The organism is Methyloversatilis sp. NSM2, assembly GCF_038066675.1.
Lineage (GTDB): Bacteria > Pseudomonadota > Gammaproteobacteria > Burkholderiales > Rhodocyclaceae > Methyloversatilis > Methyloversatilis discipulorum_A.
The window spans coordinates 17399-32862 of the sequence record NZ_JBBUKV010000010.1 but is presented as its reverse complement, the minus strand read 5'-3'; the positions used below and the strand labels follow the sequence as shown (position 1 = coordinate 32862).

At 65.7% G+C, this 15464-nt stretch carries 16 protein-coding genes; 4 read left to right on the top strand and 12 right to left on the bottom strand.

The genetic code is table 11. From position 1 onward, the window contains the following. Positions 1-41 precede the first annotated feature (41 nt). The 6 genes from WJU27_RS16150 to WJU27_RS16125 all read right to left on the bottom strand — a co-directional run bounded on the left by WJU27_RS16150 (position 42) and on the right by WJU27_RS16125 (position 7235). The gene (locus WJU27_RS16150; protein WP_341422743.1) at positions 42-2294 is read right to left on the bottom strand and encodes an arginine/lysine/ornithine decarboxylase; all 2253 of its coding nucleotides are present in this window, start codon (positions 2292-2294) and stop codon (positions 42-44) included. Between the two features lie 160 nt (positions 2295-2454). Then, positions 2455-3120, bottom strand: a complete 666-nt coding sequence (locus tag WJU27_RS16145; RefSeq protein WP_341422742.1) for a PEP-CTERM sorting domain-containing protein — start codon at positions 3118-3120, stop codon at positions 2455-2457. A gap of 194 nt (positions 3121-3314) precedes the next feature. Next, the gene (dcd, locus tag WJU27_RS16140; RefSeq protein ID WP_019915891.1) at positions 3315-3881 is read right to left on the bottom strand and encodes a dCTP deaminase; all 567 of its coding nucleotides are present in this window, start codon (positions 3879-3881) and stop codon (positions 3315-3317) included. A gap of 123 nt (positions 3882-4004) precedes the next feature. Next, positions 4005-5231 (bottom strand): cytochrome-c peroxidase, encoded by a 1227-nt coding sequence (locus WJU27_RS16135; protein ID WP_341422741.1) that lies wholly within the window; start codon positions 5229-5231, stop codon positions 4005-4007. Further along, complete coding sequence (locus WJU27_RS16130; protein WP_341422740.1) at positions 5188-5889, bottom strand: SCO family protein; 702 nt, start codon at positions 5887-5889, stop codon at positions 5188-5190. The genes WJU27_RS16135 and WJU27_RS16130 overlap by 44 nt, the downstream gene beginning before the upstream one ends. A gap of 14 nt (positions 5890-5903) precedes the next feature. Continuing rightward, a complete protein-coding gene (locus tag WJU27_RS16125; RefSeq protein WP_341422739.1) occupies positions 5904-7235 on the bottom strand; it encodes a selenium-binding protein SBP56-related protein in 1332 nt (443 codons plus the stop codon). 355 nt (positions 7236-7590) lie between these two features. On the opposite strand from WJU27_RS16125, the gene WJU27_RS16120 reads away from it, so the two are divergent. From WJU27_RS16120 to WJU27_RS16110, 3 genes are all read left to right on the top strand, one after another. Then, positions 7591-8898 (top strand): two-component system sensor histidine kinase NtrB, encoded by a 1308-nt coding sequence (locus WJU27_RS16120; RefSeq protein WP_341422738.1) that lies wholly within the window; start codon positions 7591-7593, stop codon positions 8896-8898. Then, positions 8864-9586, top strand: coding sequence for a response regulator transcription factor (locus WJU27_RS16115; RefSeq protein ID WP_341422737.1), 723 nt, complete (start codon positions 8864-8866; stop codon positions 9584-9586). The genes WJU27_RS16120 and WJU27_RS16115 overlap by 35 nt, the downstream gene beginning before the upstream one ends. 301 nt (positions 9587-9887) lie before the next feature. Next, complete coding sequence (locus tag WJU27_RS16110) at positions 9888-10493, top strand: TetR/AcrR family transcriptional regulator (RefSeq protein ID WP_341422736.1); 606 nt, start codon at positions 9888-9890, stop codon at positions 10491-10493. Positions 10494-10495: 2 nt separating this feature from the next. On the opposite strand, the gene WJU27_RS16105 is transcribed toward WJU27_RS16110, so the two are convergent. The 6 genes from WJU27_RS16105 to WJU27_RS16080 form a co-directional block, all read right to left on the bottom strand. Then, on the bottom strand, positions 10496-11038 hold the full coding sequence (locus WJU27_RS16105; RefSeq protein WP_341422735.1) for a hypothetical protein: 543 nt from the start codon (positions 11036-11038) through the stop codon (positions 10496-10498). After that, positions 11035-12168: an NAD(P)/FAD-dependent oxidoreductase gene (locus tag WJU27_RS16100; protein ID WP_341422734.1), complete on the bottom strand. Its 1134-nt coding sequence runs from the start codon at positions 12166-12168 to the stop codon at positions 11035-11037. Before WJU27_RS16100 ends, WJU27_RS16105 begins: the two co-directional genes overlap by 4 nt. A gap of 24 nt (positions 12169-12192) precedes the next feature. After that, on the bottom strand, positions 12193-12450 hold the full coding sequence (locus WJU27_RS16095; RefSeq protein WP_341422733.1) for a sulfurtransferase TusA family protein: 258 nt from the start codon (positions 12448-12450) through the stop codon (positions 12193-12195). Positions 12451-12465: 15 nt separating this feature from the next. Continuing rightward, positions 12466-13062 carry an OmpW/AlkL family protein gene (locus WJU27_RS16090; protein ID WP_341422732.1) on the bottom strand — a complete coding sequence of 199 codons (597 nt, stop codon included), beginning with the start codon at positions 13060-13062 and terminating at the stop codon, positions 12466-12468. Between the two features lie 247 nt (positions 13063-13309). Continuing rightward, entirely contained in the window at positions 13310-14581 is a 1272-nt protein-coding gene (locus tag WJU27_RS16085) for an NAD(P)/FAD-dependent oxidoreductase (RefSeq protein WP_020162947.1), read from the bottom strand. After that, on the bottom strand, positions 14578-14898 hold the full coding sequence (locus WJU27_RS16080) for a c-type cytochrome (protein ID WP_020162948.1): 321 nt from the start codon (positions 14896-14898) through the stop codon (positions 14578-14580). The genes WJU27_RS16085 and WJU27_RS16080 overlap by 4 nt, the downstream gene beginning before the upstream one ends. Before the next feature lie 187 nt (positions 14899-15085). Between WJU27_RS16080 and WJU27_RS16075 the strand changes: the two genes are divergently transcribed. Further along, positions 15086-15463 carry an ArsR/SmtB family transcription factor gene (locus tag WJU27_RS16075; RefSeq protein WP_019915880.1) on the top strand — a complete coding sequence of 126 codons (378 nt, stop codon included), beginning with the start codon at positions 15086-15088 and terminating at the stop codon, positions 15461-15463. Position 15464: the final 1 nt, after the last annotated feature.

Here is a 15464-nt window from a genome sequence, read left to right as displayed (position 1 = left end):
GCGCGCGCGTCGGCGTTGCTTGCCGGCCCCGCCGGCCTGCTTCAGTCGCGTACGCAGTCGACCGCGTAATCCAGCGCTTCGCCTTCGCCGGTGCCGACCAGACCGTGGATGTCGGTCTCGAAGCCGGGGAAGGCGCGGTTGAATTCACGTGCGAAGCGCAGGTAGTTGACGATGGTGCGGTTGAAGCGCTCACCCGGAATCAGCAGCGGAATGCCCGGCGGATAGGGCGTCAGCAGCACGCTGGTGATGCGGCCTTCCAGCTCGTCGATGGCCACGCGGTCGATCTCGCGGTGCGCCATGCGCGCCCAGGCGTCGGCCGGCTTCATCGCCGGTTCCATCGGCGACAGATACATTTCGGTGGTCAGACGCGCGATGTCGTGCTTCTTGTACATCTCGTGGATACGCACGCACAGGTCGCGCAGGCCGACCCGCTCGTAGCGCGGGTGGGCGGCGACGAACTCGGGCATCACGCGCCAAAGCGGCTGGTTGTTGTCGTAGTCGTCCTTGAACTGCTGCAGCTCGGTCACCATGGTGTTCCAGCGGCCCTTGGTGATGCCGATCGTGAACATGATGAAGAAGCTGTACAGACCGGTCTTCTCGACGATGATGCCGTGCTCTGACAGGTAGCGCGTCAGGATGCCGGCCGGGATGCCCCAGTCGGCGAAGTCGCCATCGACGTCCAGGCCCGGGGTGATCACCGTGGCCTTGATCGGGTCCAGCATGTTGAAGCCGTCGGCCAGGTCGCCGAAGCCGTGCCAGCGCTCGCCGGCGCGCAGCGTCCAGTCCTCGCGCGTGCCCAGGCCCTCGTCGGCCAGATGGTCGGGGCCCCATACCTTGAACCACCAGTCGGCGCCGAATTCGGCATCGACCTTGCGCATCGCGCGGCGGAACTCGACCGCCTCGGCCAGCGACTCCTCGACCAGCGCGGTGCCGCCCGGCGGCTCCATCATCGCCGCCGCCACGTCGCACGAGGCGATGATGGCGTACTGCGGGCTGGTCGAGGTGTGCATCAGGTAGGCCTCGTTGAACACGTCGCGGTCGAGCGAACGGGTCTGCGAGTCCTGCACCAGGATCTGCGAAGCCTGCGACAGGCCGGCCAGCAGCTTGTGCGTCGACTGCGTCGAGAAAATCATCGACTCCTTGCAGCGCGGCCGGCCTTCGCCGATCGCGTGGTAGTCGCCGTAGAAGTCGTGGAAGGCGGCGTGCGGCAGCCAGGCTTCGTCGAAGTGCAGGGTGTCGATCTCGCCGTCCAGCACATCCTTGATCGCCTCGACGTTGTACAGCACGCCGTCGTAGGTCGATTGCGTGATGGTCAGGATGCGCGGCTTCTTGTTCACCGCCTCGCGCGCGAACGGATTGGCTTCGATCTTGGCGCGGATCACGTCGGGGCTGAACTCTGACTGCGGGATCGGACCGATGATGCCGTAGTGGTTGCGCGTCGGCGTCAGGAAGACCGGAATGGCGCCGGTCATGATGATCGAGTGCAGGATGGACTTGTGGCAGTTGCGGTCCACCACGACGATGTCGCCCGGCGCCACGGTCGAGTGCCACACCATCTTGTTCGACGTCGACGTGCCATTGGTGACGAAGTACAGATGGTCGGAATGGAAGATGCGCGCCGCGTTGCGCTCCGACGCCGCGACCGGGCCGGTATGGTCGAGCAGCTGACCCAGTTCCTCGACCGCGTTGCAGACGTCGGCGCGCAGCATGTTCTCGCCGAAGAACTGGTGGAACATGCGGCCGACCGGGCTCTTCAGGAAGGCCACGCCGCCGGAGTGGCCGGGGCAGTGCCACGAGTAGGAACCGTCCTGCGCGTAATGCACGAGCGCACGGAAGAACGGCGGCGGCAGCGAATCGAGGTAGGCGCGCGCCTCGCGCACGATGTAGCGGGCGACGAACTCCGGCGTGTCCTCGAACATGTGGATGAAGCCGTGCAGTTCGCGCAGGATGTCGTTCGGGATGTGGCGCGTGGTGCGCGTCTCGCCGTACAGGAAGATCGGGATGTCCGCGTTGCGGCGGCGGATTTCGGCGACGAAATCGCGCAGATTGGTCAGCACCGCCTCGATCTCGGCTTCGCTGCCGCTGCCGAATTCCTCGTCGTCGATCGACAGGATGAAGGTCGAGGCCCGGCTCTGCTGCTGCGCGAACGAAGTCAGATCACCGTAGCTGGTGACGCCCAGCACGCCCGGACCTTCCTTCTCGATCGCTTCGGCCAGTGCGCGTATGCCCAGACCGGAGGCGTTTTCCGAGCGGAAGTCCTCGTCGATGATGATGATCGGAAACTCGAAGCGCATGGCACCCAACCTTCAAAGTAAAAGAGGGCACCCGACTCGGCGCCCCCGGACTGCAGCAGGACTGCAGGCTTGAAGCGCGCGATGGTATCAGTTCGAGATGGCAAAACAATCGGGGCCGCACAAGGCGGCCCCGCAGGGTGAAACAGGGTGTAAGAGGCGGTCAGCCGAGGCGGCGACGCGAGATTGCACCGACCACCGCCAGACCGGCGACGATGAGCGCCCACGACTCGGGTTCCGGCACGGCCGCGACCGCGTAGCTGTCGAGGAATTCGACGCGCACGCCGGTGGCGTTGCCGACCTTCTGCGCAACGTTGCTGACGAAGAAGTCCAGCGTGTTCACGCCGGACAGGAAGCCGGCGGTGGCCGAGAACGAGGTCCAGGAATCCAGCGCCGAGCCGCTCGAAATCGTCGTGCCGTTCAGCTGGATGTAGCCGTTGTTGTCGGCAGCCCAGCGACCGGTGATCCAGGCGGAGGTGATGTCCAGGCCGGTCAGGTCGAAGGAGATCGACCACTTGTACAGGCCCGGCTCGGTCGGATCGTAGCTCTGACGGGCGTTGATGGTCGGCGTCAGCCACTTCGAGTCGGCCGTGTTGTCGAGCCAGGCGTAGAACATCGAGTTCAGGCCGGTCTGGCGGGTGGTCACGCCGTGGCCGTCGGTACCGACTGCCGTCCCGCTGATCGCTTCGAAGCTGTAATGGGTGTCGATCTTGCCGGAGGCTAGGCCGGCGCCGGTGTTGTAGAGCCCGTCGATCTGGTTCGACTCGACCGCGGCTGCGCTGAAGGACGCCAGCGCGATGCCCGACGCCACGAGAATGCTCTTGAACATGTGAATCTCCGCCTGAAATCTGAAAGTGAGGCGGAGTGTAGGCAGCGGCGAGGTGCACGACCGTTCATAAAGTCACGCTTTTGCCGGGCCCTGGCGGACGCTCTTTGCTGCTATGCACACAAGCCCTTGAAAGCGCAGGACTTGACCGATTTTTGCAGACCGCGGGCGCGGTCGATCGAGACAATCCTTAACAGTCAGATCTTCGGCAACGTAACCCCGGTCTGGCCCTGGTACTTGCCGCCGCGGTCCTTGTACGAGGTTTCGCACGGCTCGTCCGACTCGAAGAACAGCATCTGCGCGACGCCCTCGTTGGCGTAGATGCGCGCCGGCAACGGCGTCGTGTTGGAGAACTCGAGCGTCACGTGGCCTTCCCATTCCGGTTCCAGCGGCGTCACGTTCACGATGATGCCGCAGCGCGCATAGGTGCTCTTGCCCAGACAGACGACCAGCACGTTGCGCGGAATGCGGAAGTACTCGACCGTGCGCGCCAGTGCGAACGAATTCGGCGGGATGATGCAGGACTCGGCGTCCATCTCGACGAAGGAGTTCGGGTCGAAGGTTTTCGGGTCGACGATGGTCGAGTTGATATTGGTGAACACCTTGAATTCCGATGCGCAGCGCACGTCGTAGCCATAGCTCGACGTGCCGTAGGACACGATGCGCCGGCCGTCGATATGGCGCACCTGACCCGGCTCGAAGGGGTCGATCATGTGGTGCTCCTGCGCCATGCGGCGTATCCAGCGGTCGGACTTGATGCTCATCTGCGTGCCCTCGATTGCGTGCGCGGCCCCGGAAGGCGCCGCAAAAGGACGCAATTGTTGCAAGTTCGGCGCCGAAAAGCACGCGCTGCCTGCCCCGCCGGATCGCGCGGGGCAGGGCGCGGTTCAGCGCCCGTGCGGGGCCGTCTCCGTCGGGCCGGAGTCGGTGATCGGGTTCAGCGTGGTCATGAAGGTCGATTGGCGCAGGCCTTCGTCGACCCAGCGCTGGTGTTCACCGGTCAGCGTCTTCAGGAAGGCCACCAGCGCGGCCTTCTCGTCGTCGTCCAGACGCAGCGGCACGATCAGGGGGCTCTGATCCGGCGCGCCACCGCCGCCTCGGTCGTAGAAGTCCACCACCGCCTCGAGCGTCGATAGCGAGCCGTCGTGCATGTAGGGCGCGGTCAGCGCCACGTTCCGCAGCATCGGTGTCTTGTAGGCCCAGCGGTCGTCCGGGTCGAGCGTGATTTCGAAGCGGCCAACGTCGTTCGGCACCTTCTCGCCGATCGAATCGATGCGCTCGGCCGTCATCGTCGTCTGCAATCCCGGCACCAACTGCACTTCGACCAGCGGCCGCGGCAAGCCGCGCAACCAGCCGATGCCTGTGTTGTGGTAGCGGAAATCCGAGAACAGCGCCGACTGCTCGCCGATCGTGTGACAGGTGGTGCAGCGTCCCTTGCCGGCGAACACCTCCAACCCCTGCCGCTCCTGCGCGGTCAGCGCCGTCTCGTCGCCGCCGTAGCGGTAGCGGTCGAAGCGGGAATTGGCGGATACCAGCGAACGCTGATAGCTGGCCAGGGCCTGGCCCACCGTCTCGACCGTCGGTCCGCGACCGGCGAAGGCCCGCTCGAACGCGCCCTGGTAGTCGGGCAGCGTGCGCAGCTTGTCCAGTACGTGGCCGATCGACGGGTTGGCCATTTCGTTGTGCGCAAGGAAGGGGCCCCACACCTGGGCTTCCAGTTCCCCCTCGCGGCCGTCGTGGAACAGGCGCGGGTGGTAGCCCACGTTGAGCACCGTGGGGGCGTTGCGTCTTACCGTGGCGCCCTCGTTGCCGATCGCCATGCGCAGCTCGTTGGCGGTGAAACCGTGGTCGGGCACATGGCACATGCCGCACGACATGGTGCCGTTGAACGACAGCCGGCGATCGAAGAAGAGCTTGCGTCCCAGTTCGATGCGTGCAGCCGTGGGCGGGTTGTCCGGCGGGTGCGGCATGACGGGCAGGCCGAGCGGCACAGCGATGGCCGCCGTGGCCGTATCGTGCGCCACCTCGCCGGCACAGCCGGTCAGCGCGAGCGCGAGCGCCACTACGCATTCAGGGCGCACGCGGCGTTTCGAGCAGGAGTGTTTCAATGTCATTGAACATGACCTCAGGCATCAGGAAAGCGGTTGTATAGATCTCGCGGACCCGGCCGTCGCGATCGATCAGGAAGAGCTTGAGCATGTGGTTGAGCACCCGCGTCGGCCGCCCCTTGGTGTCCAGTTCGACCGACACGTCCTGACCGAGGTCGTCGAGCATGGGTTTCAGATCGGCGACCGAGCGCGTGGTGAGGAAGTGCCAGCGCACCGGGCTCTTCGGATCGGCCAGAGCGCCGGCGTACATGCGCATCGATGCGGCATCGTCGTGCGACGGATCGAAGGACAGGCTGACCAGCCTGACCTGGCGCGCCATGTCGGGCCGGCGCAGCAGGCGCTCGCGCAACTGCGTCAGCGTCGCGTAGGCAAGCGGACAGCCCACCGGGTCCACGCAGTAGGTGTACATGAAGGACAGCAGCGTGATGCGCTCCCGCGTATAGCGGGCGAGCCCGTAGGTACGACCGTCGATGTCCACCACCCGCCCGTTGGGCGAGCGCTGTATCGGCGGCAAGCGGTAGCTGCCCGCGGCGGGCGCGACGAAATCCTGATGCGGCGTACTGGGCGCGAGTTCGGCGTTGGATGCGCCCTGCGAGCCATCGGCCAGCAGGGCGCCCAGCACCAGCGCCGTCGCCGCCGTGCGGACGCGGCGGAAGATCGGCATGTGTTCGCCTCGACTCAGCGGTTCGAGGCAAGTTCGGCGACGCGCTCCTTCAGCCCGGCGGTGTTCACCGGCTTCGCCGAGAACTTCATGTGATGCGCACGACCCAGCTTGAGCGCATAGAAGTCGATCGAGAACTTCTCGCTGAGCGCCTTGCCGTCCCAGTGGAACAGCTTCAGGAACTGCTGGTCGTCGCCGCCCTTCTTGTCCCAGTTGCCGAGCAGGCTGGTGGTGAAGTAGACCCGCTTGCCGTCCCAGCTCTGGCTCACCATGTTGACCTGCGAACCGATCACCTTCTGGTAGACCTCCTTCGGCGCCTCCGGATCGGAAATGTCGAAGTAGCGCGCGGTGCCGTCGAGGAAGGTGTTCACCCACAGCCCCTTCGCATCGGCGGTGATCGAAATGTCGACCGGCAGCGGAACCTTGGACGGGTCACCCACGGTACCGACCTCCTTCGCCTGCCACTCGCCCTTCGCGTCCTGCTTGATCAGCACCAGTTTCGAAGTGAGCGCGGTGGCCGTGTAGGCCCAGTTGTCGCCGCTCTTCAGCGACCAGCGGATTTCCAGCGGTGCGCCGGGCACGTTCATCACCTTCTGCGGCTTCATCGACTTCAGGTCCCACATGACCATGGTGTTGCCGAAGTGCTTCATCGCATCGGCGTCCTTCACCATCTTGCCGAAATCCATCATGTAGTTGTTCCAGCCGGTGAAGCTGGAGGTGAGCAGCGCATTCTTCTGCGGATTGATGCCGATGTCGTAGCCGTAGCCGTCGGCCATCACGTCGCCGTGCCGGCCGGTCGGCATGTCGTACTTCTCTACGAACTCGCCCTTGTTGTTGTAGACGACCAGCCCGGTGCGGCCACCGTGATCCTTGTCGTTGGACAGGGCCTGCACCATCATCCGGCCGGGCAGTGCGTAGAAGGTGTGCGGGCCGACATAGCCCGTCTTCTGCGTGAAGTCGGTAATCGTGTGCACCAGTTTCGGCTTCGCCGGGTCGCTGCCGATGTCGAATACGAAGATGCGGTTGTCGTCGAGCCGGCCGGCCCACAGGAATCGGCGGTCGTCGGTGAAGCCGGTGTGGTGCGCCTCGCCGCGGCCGCCGACGGTGACCGAATGGACCACCTTGCCGTAGTCCTTCGATTTCGGATTCACGTCCACGGTGACCAGCTTGTCCGACTCGTCACCCATGCCCTTCACGCCCAGCGTCCACACGTGGACGAAATCCTCCTGCCCCTTGATCAGCTTCGTCGTGTAGGGCGAATTGCAGGTTTCGTCGGCCTGTACCGGCAGCGTGCCGCCGAACGAAGCAATCAGGGCGAATGCAAGGGCGGTGACTTTCAGCTTGCTCATCAGGATTTCCTTCCTCTGGTTGTCGGTCGTGCCGGCCGCACCGGGTGCGGTCCGACACCGTCTCCGGGCTGCGCATGCAAACCGGTTGACGTACCGTTTGGTATGTTTATAGTCGTAACGCGGAGGCATTGCGCCGCCATTCTTGTCGCTGCAACGCAGCAGCCCGGAGCACTGGATCAGCCATCGTGAAGACTGCCGCTCATCGTTCCGACATGCCTTCTGGCTCGCCGGCCCGGGTCTGTACTCCGGAACGGCCTCAACGCTACCGCCGGCACGGCAGCGCCACCATCCGGACGAACTCCGGCGCAGCCGAGGGATTTCCCTTAGCCGGTGTCGAATGCACGGTGCATCAGGCATGAATGCGCTGACCGGCATCGGTCTGCTCGCCACGCTCGCGCTGGCCACCTCGTCGATATGGGCGCTGCGCACGCACCGGCAGCGACTGGCGGAGGCGGCGCAGACGATACGGACACTGCAATCGGAGCGCGATGCGCTGGTGACCGCGCACGGCGAGGCCGAGGCGCGCCTGACGGCGAGCGAGCAGCGGCTGCGTCTGCTGCTCGAATCCGAGCCGGAGTGCGTGAAGCTGCATACCTGCGATGGCAGCGTGCTGGAAATGAACCCGGCCGGTCTTGCCATGATGGACGCGCGGTCGACGGAGCAGGTGATCGGTCGCTCCATCTTCTCCTTCATCGCCGAAGAGCATCGCCAGCCCTATATCGAACTGACCGAGCGCGTGTTCCGCGGCGAGAGCGGGCGACTGGAATTCCGCCTGACCAGCCTGCAGGGGCGTCTGCGCTGGATGGAAACCAGTGCGGCACCGCTGCGCGACGAACATGGCCACATCATCGCGCTGCTCGGCGTCACCCGCGACATGACCGAAAGGCGCGCCGCCGAGGAACAGGACCGACAGCACCTGTCCGCGCTCGCCCACGTGGTGCGCACCTGCACCATGGGCGAGATGGCGACCAATCTCGCGCACGAGCTGAACCAGCCGCTGGCGGCCATCGTCAATTACACGCGCGGGTCGCTGCGTCGCCTGCGCGCTCAGGCCGCCGCCGCACCGGAGGTGCTCGAATCGCTCGAACACGTGTGCACGCAGGCGGAGCGTGCCGCCGGCATCATCCGCAATCTGCGTACCTTCCTCGGCAAACGCGAACCGGCGCTCACCGCGCTCGACCTCAACGACATCGTGCAGGCCACCAGCGCGCTGATCGGCTCGGAAGCGCGCGCGCACGGCGTGAGCATCCTGTTCTCGCCGGCCGCCGACCTGCCGCCGGCGCGCGGATCGCGCATCGAGGTGGAGCAGGTGCTGCTGAACCTGATGCGCAACGCGATCGAGGCGATGACGACCGCCGCATCCCCTTGCCGCGAGATCCGCGTATCCACCGGGCACGGACACGACGGCTACGCCTTCGTGGACATCGCCGACTCCGGGCCCGGCATCGACGGCGCCGACCCGTCGCGCATCTTCCAGCCCTTCTTCACCAGCAAGGACGAAGGCATGGGCATGGGTCTGCCGATCAGCCGCTCCATCATCGAAGCACACGGCGGACAACTCTGGCTCGCAAAGAACGACAACGACGGCGCGACCTTCCGGTTCACGCTGCAAACGGGGGAGACACTGCATGGACGGAACGGAACCGACGGTCTACGTGGTTGACGACGACGACGCGGTGTCGTCGTCGCTGTCCTGGTTGCTGGAGTCCATCGGGCTCCGCGTCCGGACCTACCGCAACGCGCTCGACTTCATCGCCGCGATGGACGCCGATCCGTGGGGCTGTCTGGTGCTCGATGTACGCATGCCTGGCATGAGTGGCCTCGAGCTGCAGCAGCGGCTGCGCGATCGCGATGTCGGACTGCCGGTCATCTTCATCACCGGTCACGGTGGCGTGGCCAACGCGGTGAAGGCGATCAAGGCCGGCGCTTTCGACTTCCTGGAGAAGCCCTTCGACGACCAGACCCTGCTCGACCGCGTACAGCAGGCGATCGGGCTCAACAGTGAAGCGCGCCGTTGCCGCAGCGCCCGCGCAGCGCTGCTCGACCGCTACGCCAGCCTGACGCCACGCGAGCGCGAGGTGATGGATCTGGTGGTCGAGGGCCGGCCGAACAAGGTGATCGCGCAGGTGCTCGGCCTGTCGAGCAAGACGGTGGAGGCGCACCGCGCGCACGTGATGGAAAAGATGGCTGCGCGCTCGCTGACCGAACTGGTGAAGCAGTCGCTGTGCATCCAGTCGCCGGACTCCGGCTGGATCGGCACCGGCACGAGCATGCCGCACGGCCGCGCGGGAAACCCCTTGGCGGAACAGGGAATCGACCGGATTTCCGCCTCCCGTGCCGCTCGGCCATAGTGGCGACATCCCGCGACCGAGCGCCCGGCCCTCCGCGCCGGTCGCGGGCACAAGAGTCGCGGCTCCGGTGCGTGCGTGCCCGCACCTGCCGGTCGACCGCACCGCATCGCGCACCGCGCAGCCCCCGCGTGGTGTCGCATCTCGACCGGGAAGAAGGGGAAACTTCCGCGGCGCGTGCGCCATATCGCCTCCGATGGCGCACGCCCCTGTTTTCACCGCGGCATCTGTCGTGCGACGGACCCCGCCACGCAGTCGCGCCTCGTGCTAGAAAGCGGCTGTCTACTCCGTCCGCGCCGCCCGCATGAGCCGCCCTTCCCGCAAGAACGAACTGCTCGACACTGCTCGCGACCTTGTCATGCGCAAGGGCTTCTCGGCGACGTCGGTGGATGAGATCTGCACGCTGTCGCAGATGACGAAGGGCGCCTTCTTCCATCACTTCAGCGACAAGGAAGGGTTCGGCCTGGCCCTGCTCGACCATTTCGAACAGGAGGGCCGGCTGCGCATGCAGGCCCATCTTCCGCTGCGCAAGCGCAGCGCACGCAGCCAGCTGCACGCCTACCTCGACCTGCTCGGCGACATGTACGGCGAAGACGCGCGCTTTCGCGAAGGCTGCCTGTTCGCCATCCTCGCCTACGAGTCGTCCGATCCGTCCTCTCCGCTGCGGCGGGCCTGCGCCGCCGCGCTGGAACGCTGGATGGAGGGCGCCCGCGCGCAGTTCGCGCAGATCATCGCGCTGCTGGAAACTCCACCTCCGGTGCGTGCCGAAGATCTGGCCGAGCACCTGCTCGTGGTGATCGAGGGCGCGCTGGTCATGGGCCGCGTCCGCGACCCCGCCGTCGCGATCGCGCGGGCGCTGGCGCAGTTCCGGTCTTACGCCGAAGCCGCGCTCGGGCTCGACGGGCGCTGAGTTCAGCCGCCGCGCGCACTGCGCGCCACCGCGGCCAGCCAGTGCAGCGCATCCTGAGTGTCCGGGCGCATCAGCAGGCGAAAAAGCGATGCCGCTCCACCGGGCGATGCAGCGCCGGCGGCGCGCGCCGACCCGTCGTTCAGGGCCTGAAGCAGCGTCAGCAGAGCGGAGCACTCCAGCCCGTCGTCGCGCGATGCCGCGCGCTCAAGACGATCGAGCAGACGGGCCACGCCCGGACTGTTCAGCAGACGCAGCAGGCGCAGCGCACCGCCCGCCAGATCGGCAGCGTCGGAGACCATGTCGGGCGTGAAGCCGTCCTCGAACAGTTCGAATAGCCGCTGCAGGCCGACTGCCTCCGGCGCGGCCGGCTCGTAGGCGCCGGTATGCCGCGCATCGTGCTGCCGCCAGGCGCGGATCGCGTCTGCGACCAGGCGATCGAGCGCGCCGCTTCGTGCCATATCCGCCAGCACGCACGGCGCCTCGGTCAGTCCGGCGCGTTCGCACCAGTCCTCCAGCGCACGCCAGTCCTCTGCGCGGGCCGTCACGGAAAACCTCTCAGCGACGACCAGTAGAGACGGTGATAGAAGGTCTTCGCCATGTGTATCGCGCGGCTGGGCGCGTGCGGGCGCGGCGGTTCGGCGTAGTTGAAGGCGGCGTAGGTGGCGCGGTCACGGCTGGTTTCGATGAAGCACAACACCTTGCCGTCATAGCCATGGGTGTCGCCGCCGCCGCGTACGCGGGAGGCCAGGTTCGCGGCGATCACCTCGGCCTGGAAACGAGCCGTCGAGCCCGCCTTGCTCACCGACAGATTGGTGGTGTCGCCGAGCACGAACACATCGTCGCGCCCCTGCATGGAGAGCAGCCGCCGATGCGTCGGCACCCAGCCGCGCGGACCCAGACCGCTGCGTTCGATCGCCTCGGCGCCACGGTGCGGCGGAATGGCGATCAGCAGATCGTAGTCGACGCTCAGCCCCTCCTCGCTGTGCACCGTGCGCGTAGCGCCATTGACCGACGCGATATTGAAGTAGGTCGCGCTGCGTACGCCGCGGCGGGCGAACTCGATGCGCGCCCACTCGGCCACGGCCTCGATCGAATGCAGGCGGCCGATCGGATAGGTGTAGAGCAGATCGACGCGCGGCGCGATGCCACGTCGCACGAACAGGTCCTGCAGCAGGAAGGTCAGTTCCAGCGGTGCCATCGGGCATTTGTGTGGGACGCCGGTGGTGACGACGACGCGGCCACCGTCGAAGGCCTGCAGTGCCTGTGCCAGCCTGAGTGCCGCCGCCTCGGTGTAGAAGCCGTGCGCATTTTCGGCCAGGCCTGGCACCTCTTCAGGCGTGACCCGCGAGCCGGTGGCGATGACCAGCCAGTCATAGCTGTAGGCATTGCCGCTGGCTCCGCGCACCTGCTTCGAGTCCGGCGCAAAGGCGACCACTTCGTCGATCAGCAGCGCGATGCGCGGATCGAGCAGCGTGCGCTGGTCGCGATACAAGGCATCCACGGTGGTCTGTCCGAGCGCGAGATGCAGCAGTCCCGGTTGGTAGAGATGTCTGGGAGACGCCGAGAGCACCACCACGTCCACCTCGCCGCGCTGCAGCTCCGGTGCTAGCAGCCTTGCCAGCCTGTTGGCCAGTATCGTGCCACCGATGCCGGCGCCGACGATCATGATGCGCATGATGTCCGCTCCTCCGGCATGGGCCTAGCCACGCGTCTTCTCGACCATGATGTGCAGAACCCCCTGCTCGTTGCGGGTAGACACGTGACGCTGACCCACCTTGGCCAGCCACTCGGGAATTTCCCGAGCCGAACCGGGGTCGTCTGCCAGCACCAGCAGGAACTCTCCGCGCCGCGCGTGCTTGAGCGCCACGATCAGTTCCATCAGCGCGCCCGGGCAATGGCTGCCGCGCGCATCGACGACGACGGCCACGCCATCAGGCACTGGAAGGTCATCCTGCATGGCCGCCGTCGCCGCTTAGAAGCGCATGCCGAATGCAAGGCTGAACACGTCGGGATCGAGACCGATGCGTTCCACACGGGCGGGCGCTCCGGAGAAGCGCACGTCGGTTTCGAGGTAGAACTTCTTGTAGTCCAGGTTGATGAACCAGCGCTCCGACACCGACCAGCTGACACCTGCCTGCAGCACGAGACCGGTATCGGACTTGAAGCGGGCGAGCTGGTCGAAGACCGGTCCTTCCTGGTCGAAGAACAGCGTGTGGTGGACGCCGACGCCGACATAGGGACGGAAGCGCCCTTCAGGCAGGAAATGCCATTGCGTCACCAGGTTCAGCGGCGCCATCGAAGCCCGGCCCAGCGTGGCACCGCCGAGGCTGAAGCGGTGACGCGCAATGCCGGCCGCGGTATTCAGCGCGATCTGACGGGTCAGGAAATAGCTTGCGTTGATCACCGGCGTCACCCGGTCCGATGCGTCGACGCCCAGCACCGGTGAATCCATGTCCGCGTTGACCGACATCAGTCCCAGACTGAGCTCCCAGTCACCTGCCGCCGCCTGCACCGCCACCGGCAGCGCAAGTGCGAATACCGTCACCGTCCGCTTGAGTACACGGCTCATCCTTCTTCCTCCTTGTCCTTGTTGTGGGCATGACTGCCTTGTTGTCCGTCGTGCGTGCACCGCTGCGGGCGCATCGCATGACAGCGACAGTTCTACGCGGCGAGGAGGGCGGGGAAAATCCGGACGAGCACGGCCGGTATCGAGGGTTTCTACCCGGTCAATAGCGGGGTCGGGGCCGACGCGCAGACATGAAAAAAGGGCGGCTCCCCTTGTCGGAGAGCCGCCCTGGGCGGAGAAGACGGCGCAATCAGACCAGCATGTCGGCCCAGATGTTCTTCGCCCAGGCAAGCGCGAACTTGCCTTCCATCTCGGTCGGGCCCGCGGACAGGCCGCCGGCGCCCTTGACTGGCTGCACCTGCTTGGTGGCCGGGTCGTAGGCGTGCACCGACGCCACGTGTACGACGTTGGTCGCATCGACGAAGCTGTAGCAGGTGTTCATCACCAGTGGCGAGTCCGACGGCGGCTGACCGGCCATCAGGTTCACGATGGCGGCGGCAGCCAGCTTCGCGTGCTGGTTCGCCATATGGCCCGACTTCGGCATGGTCGGCGCCGGGAAGATGGCGTCGCCGAGCACGTGGATGTTCGGCGTGCTGGTCGATTCCATCGTCAGCCAGTTGATGTCCACCCAGCGGTTGTTGATCAGCTTCAGCCCCGATTTCGCGGCGATGTCGCCGGCGCGCTGCGGCGGCACCACGTTGAGCACGTCCGCCTTCACCTGATCGAACTCGAGGATGGCCGTACGGTTGCCGGCATCGACGTCGCGCAGCTCGCTCTGCGGGCGGTACTCGATGATGTCCTTGTAGTTGTCGGCCCAGGCCTTCAGGAACAGGCCCTTCTTCGACACGATCTCCTCGTTGGCATCGAGCACCAGCACCTTGGACTTCGGCTTCTTCGTCTTGAAGTAGTGCGCCACCATGCAGGCTCGCTCGTACGGTCCGGGCGGGCAGCGATAGGGCGCCTTCGGAATGGTCATCGCGAACACGCCACCATCCGGCATCGCTTCGAGCTGCTTGCGCAGCGCCACCGTCTGCGGACCGGCCTTCCAGGCGTGCAGGATGGCCTGCTGCGCTGCGGCCGACTGCAGCCCGGGGAGCCCGTCGTACATGAAGTCCACGCCCGGCGACAGCACCAGCCTATCGTAAGCGAGGTCGCCGCCCTTGGCGAGCTTGACCACGCGCTTGTCGGCATCGACCGCGGTCACTTCGTCCTGCACCACCTTGATGCCGTACTTGGCCAGACCTTCGTAGCCCACCGTGATGTCCGACAGCTGCTTCTCGCCAGCCAGCACCAGATTGGAGATCGGGCACGAAACGAAGGCGGCGTTGCGCTCGACCAGCGTCACGCGGATGCCGCCATTGCTCCACATCGAAATGTACTTGGCTGCAGTGGCGCCGCCGTAGCCGCCACCGACCACCACCACGTGACCCTTGCCCTTGCCGGCACCGGCGCAACCGTAGAGCGCCGCCATGGCCGACACGCCCAGCGTGCCCTGTATGAAACCGCGACGTCCGATGCTCATTTGCCACCTCCGGTCGGCGTGCGCGACGAGAAATAGTCCGCGATCAGTTCGAGCTGAGCCTCGGTATAGCCCTTCGAGATCTGGTGCATGATGGTTGCCGGCTTCTCGCCGTTGCGGAAAGCCTTCAGCGAATTGAGCATCTTGCCCTTGGGCATGCCCGCCAGCACTTCCATGCCACCGACGCTGTTGCCGTCGGTGCCGTGGCAGTTGGCACAGGTTGCCGCAAGATTGCGGCCGAGATTCGGATCCGCCGCGTACACCGCCGTCGCGCTCAGCGACAGCAGTGCCAGAGTCAGCCCTGGCAATGTCTTGTTCAAGATTCTTTTCCTCCTCGGTATCTGCACTGGGGTTCCATTGCGTCCGTTCTGGCGCAGGCGCTCGTTGCGGACTATCGACACGCTAGACAAAAAAACGCGCACCCTCAAGTCAAAAGATCGATAAATTTTTTCTTGCAGATATGCGCAATCGCGCATATGCTCAATTCAAACGATATGAGGAGCAGCGATGGAACACGATCCGGAGCTGGACAAGGTATTCGAGTCGGTGGCCGATTACTTCGGACTGCTGGCCGAGCCGGCAAGGCTGAAAATCCTGCACTGCCTGTGCGATGGCGAGCGCTCTGTCGCCGACGTCGTCAGCCAGTCCGGTCTGAGCCAGACCAACACGTCCCGCCATCTCAACATGCTGTACCGCGCCGGCATCGTCGGCCGCCGCAAGGACGGCAGCATGGTCTTCTACAAGCTGATCGACCCCAACTTCCCGTCGATCTGCCGCACCGTCTGCATTCAGATCGCGTCGGGCAGCGCGCTCAATCTGCCCAGCAAACCCAGCAAGGCCTCGCTGAAGAAGGTCGGCCGCGCGCTCGAAATCGCGTCCGAATAGT

Bases quoted from the DNA above. Each gene is read 5' to 3' on its own strand.
- WJU27_RS16135 (WP_341422741.1), bottom strand. From the start codon at position 5,231: ATGACATTGAAACACTCCTGCTCGAAACGCCGCGTGCGCCCTGAATGC.
- WJU27_RS16150 (WP_341422743.1), bottom strand. From the start codon at position 2,294: ATGCGCTTCGAGTTTCCGATCATCATCATCGACGAGGACTTCCGCTCG.
- WJU27_RS16125 (WP_341422739.1), bottom strand. From the start codon at position 7,235: ATGAGCAAGCTGAAAGTCACCGCCCTTGCATTCGCCCTGATTGCTTCG.
- dcd (WP_019915891.1), bottom strand. From the start codon at position 3,881: ATGAGCATCAAGTCCGACCGCTGGATACGCCGCATGGCGCAGGAGCAC.
- WJU27_RS16130 (WP_341422740.1), bottom strand. From the start codon at position 5,889: ATGCCGATCTTCCGCCGCGTCCGCACGGCGGCGACGGCGCTGGTGCTG.
- WJU27_RS16095 (WP_341422733.1), bottom strand. From the start codon at position 12,450: ATGCAGGATGACCTTCCAGTGCCTGATGGCGTGGCCGTCGTCGTCGAT.
- WJU27_RS16090 (WP_341422732.1), bottom strand. From the start codon at position 13,062: ATGAGCCGTGTACTCAAGCGGACGGTGACGGTATTCGCACTTGCGCTG.
- WJU27_RS16145 (WP_341422742.1), bottom strand. From the start codon at position 3,120: ATGTTCAAGAGCATTCTCGTGGCGTCGGGCATCGCGCTGGCGTCCTTC.
- WJU27_RS16100 (WP_341422734.1), bottom strand. From the start codon at position 12,168: ATGCGCATCATGATCGTCGGCGCCGGCATCGGTGGCACGATACTGGCC.
- WJU27_RS16075 (WP_019915880.1), top strand. From the start codon at position 15,086: ATGGAACACGATCCGGAGCTGGACAAGGTATTCGAGTCGGTGGCCGAT.
- WJU27_RS16120 (WP_341422738.1), top strand. From the start codon at position 7,591: ATGAATGCGCTGACCGGCATCGGTCTGCTCGCCACGCTCGCGCTGGCC.
- WJU27_RS16110 (WP_341422736.1), top strand. From the start codon at position 9,888: ATGAGCCGCCCTTCCCGCAAGAACGAACTGCTCGACACTGCTCGCGAC.
- WJU27_RS16115 (WP_341422737.1), top strand. From the start codon at position 8,864: ATGGACGGAACGGAACCGACGGTCTACGTGGTTGACGACGACGACGCG.
- WJU27_RS16085 (WP_020162947.1), bottom strand. From the start codon at position 14,581: ATGAGCATCGGACGTCGCGGTTTCATACAGGGCACGCTGGGCGTGTCG.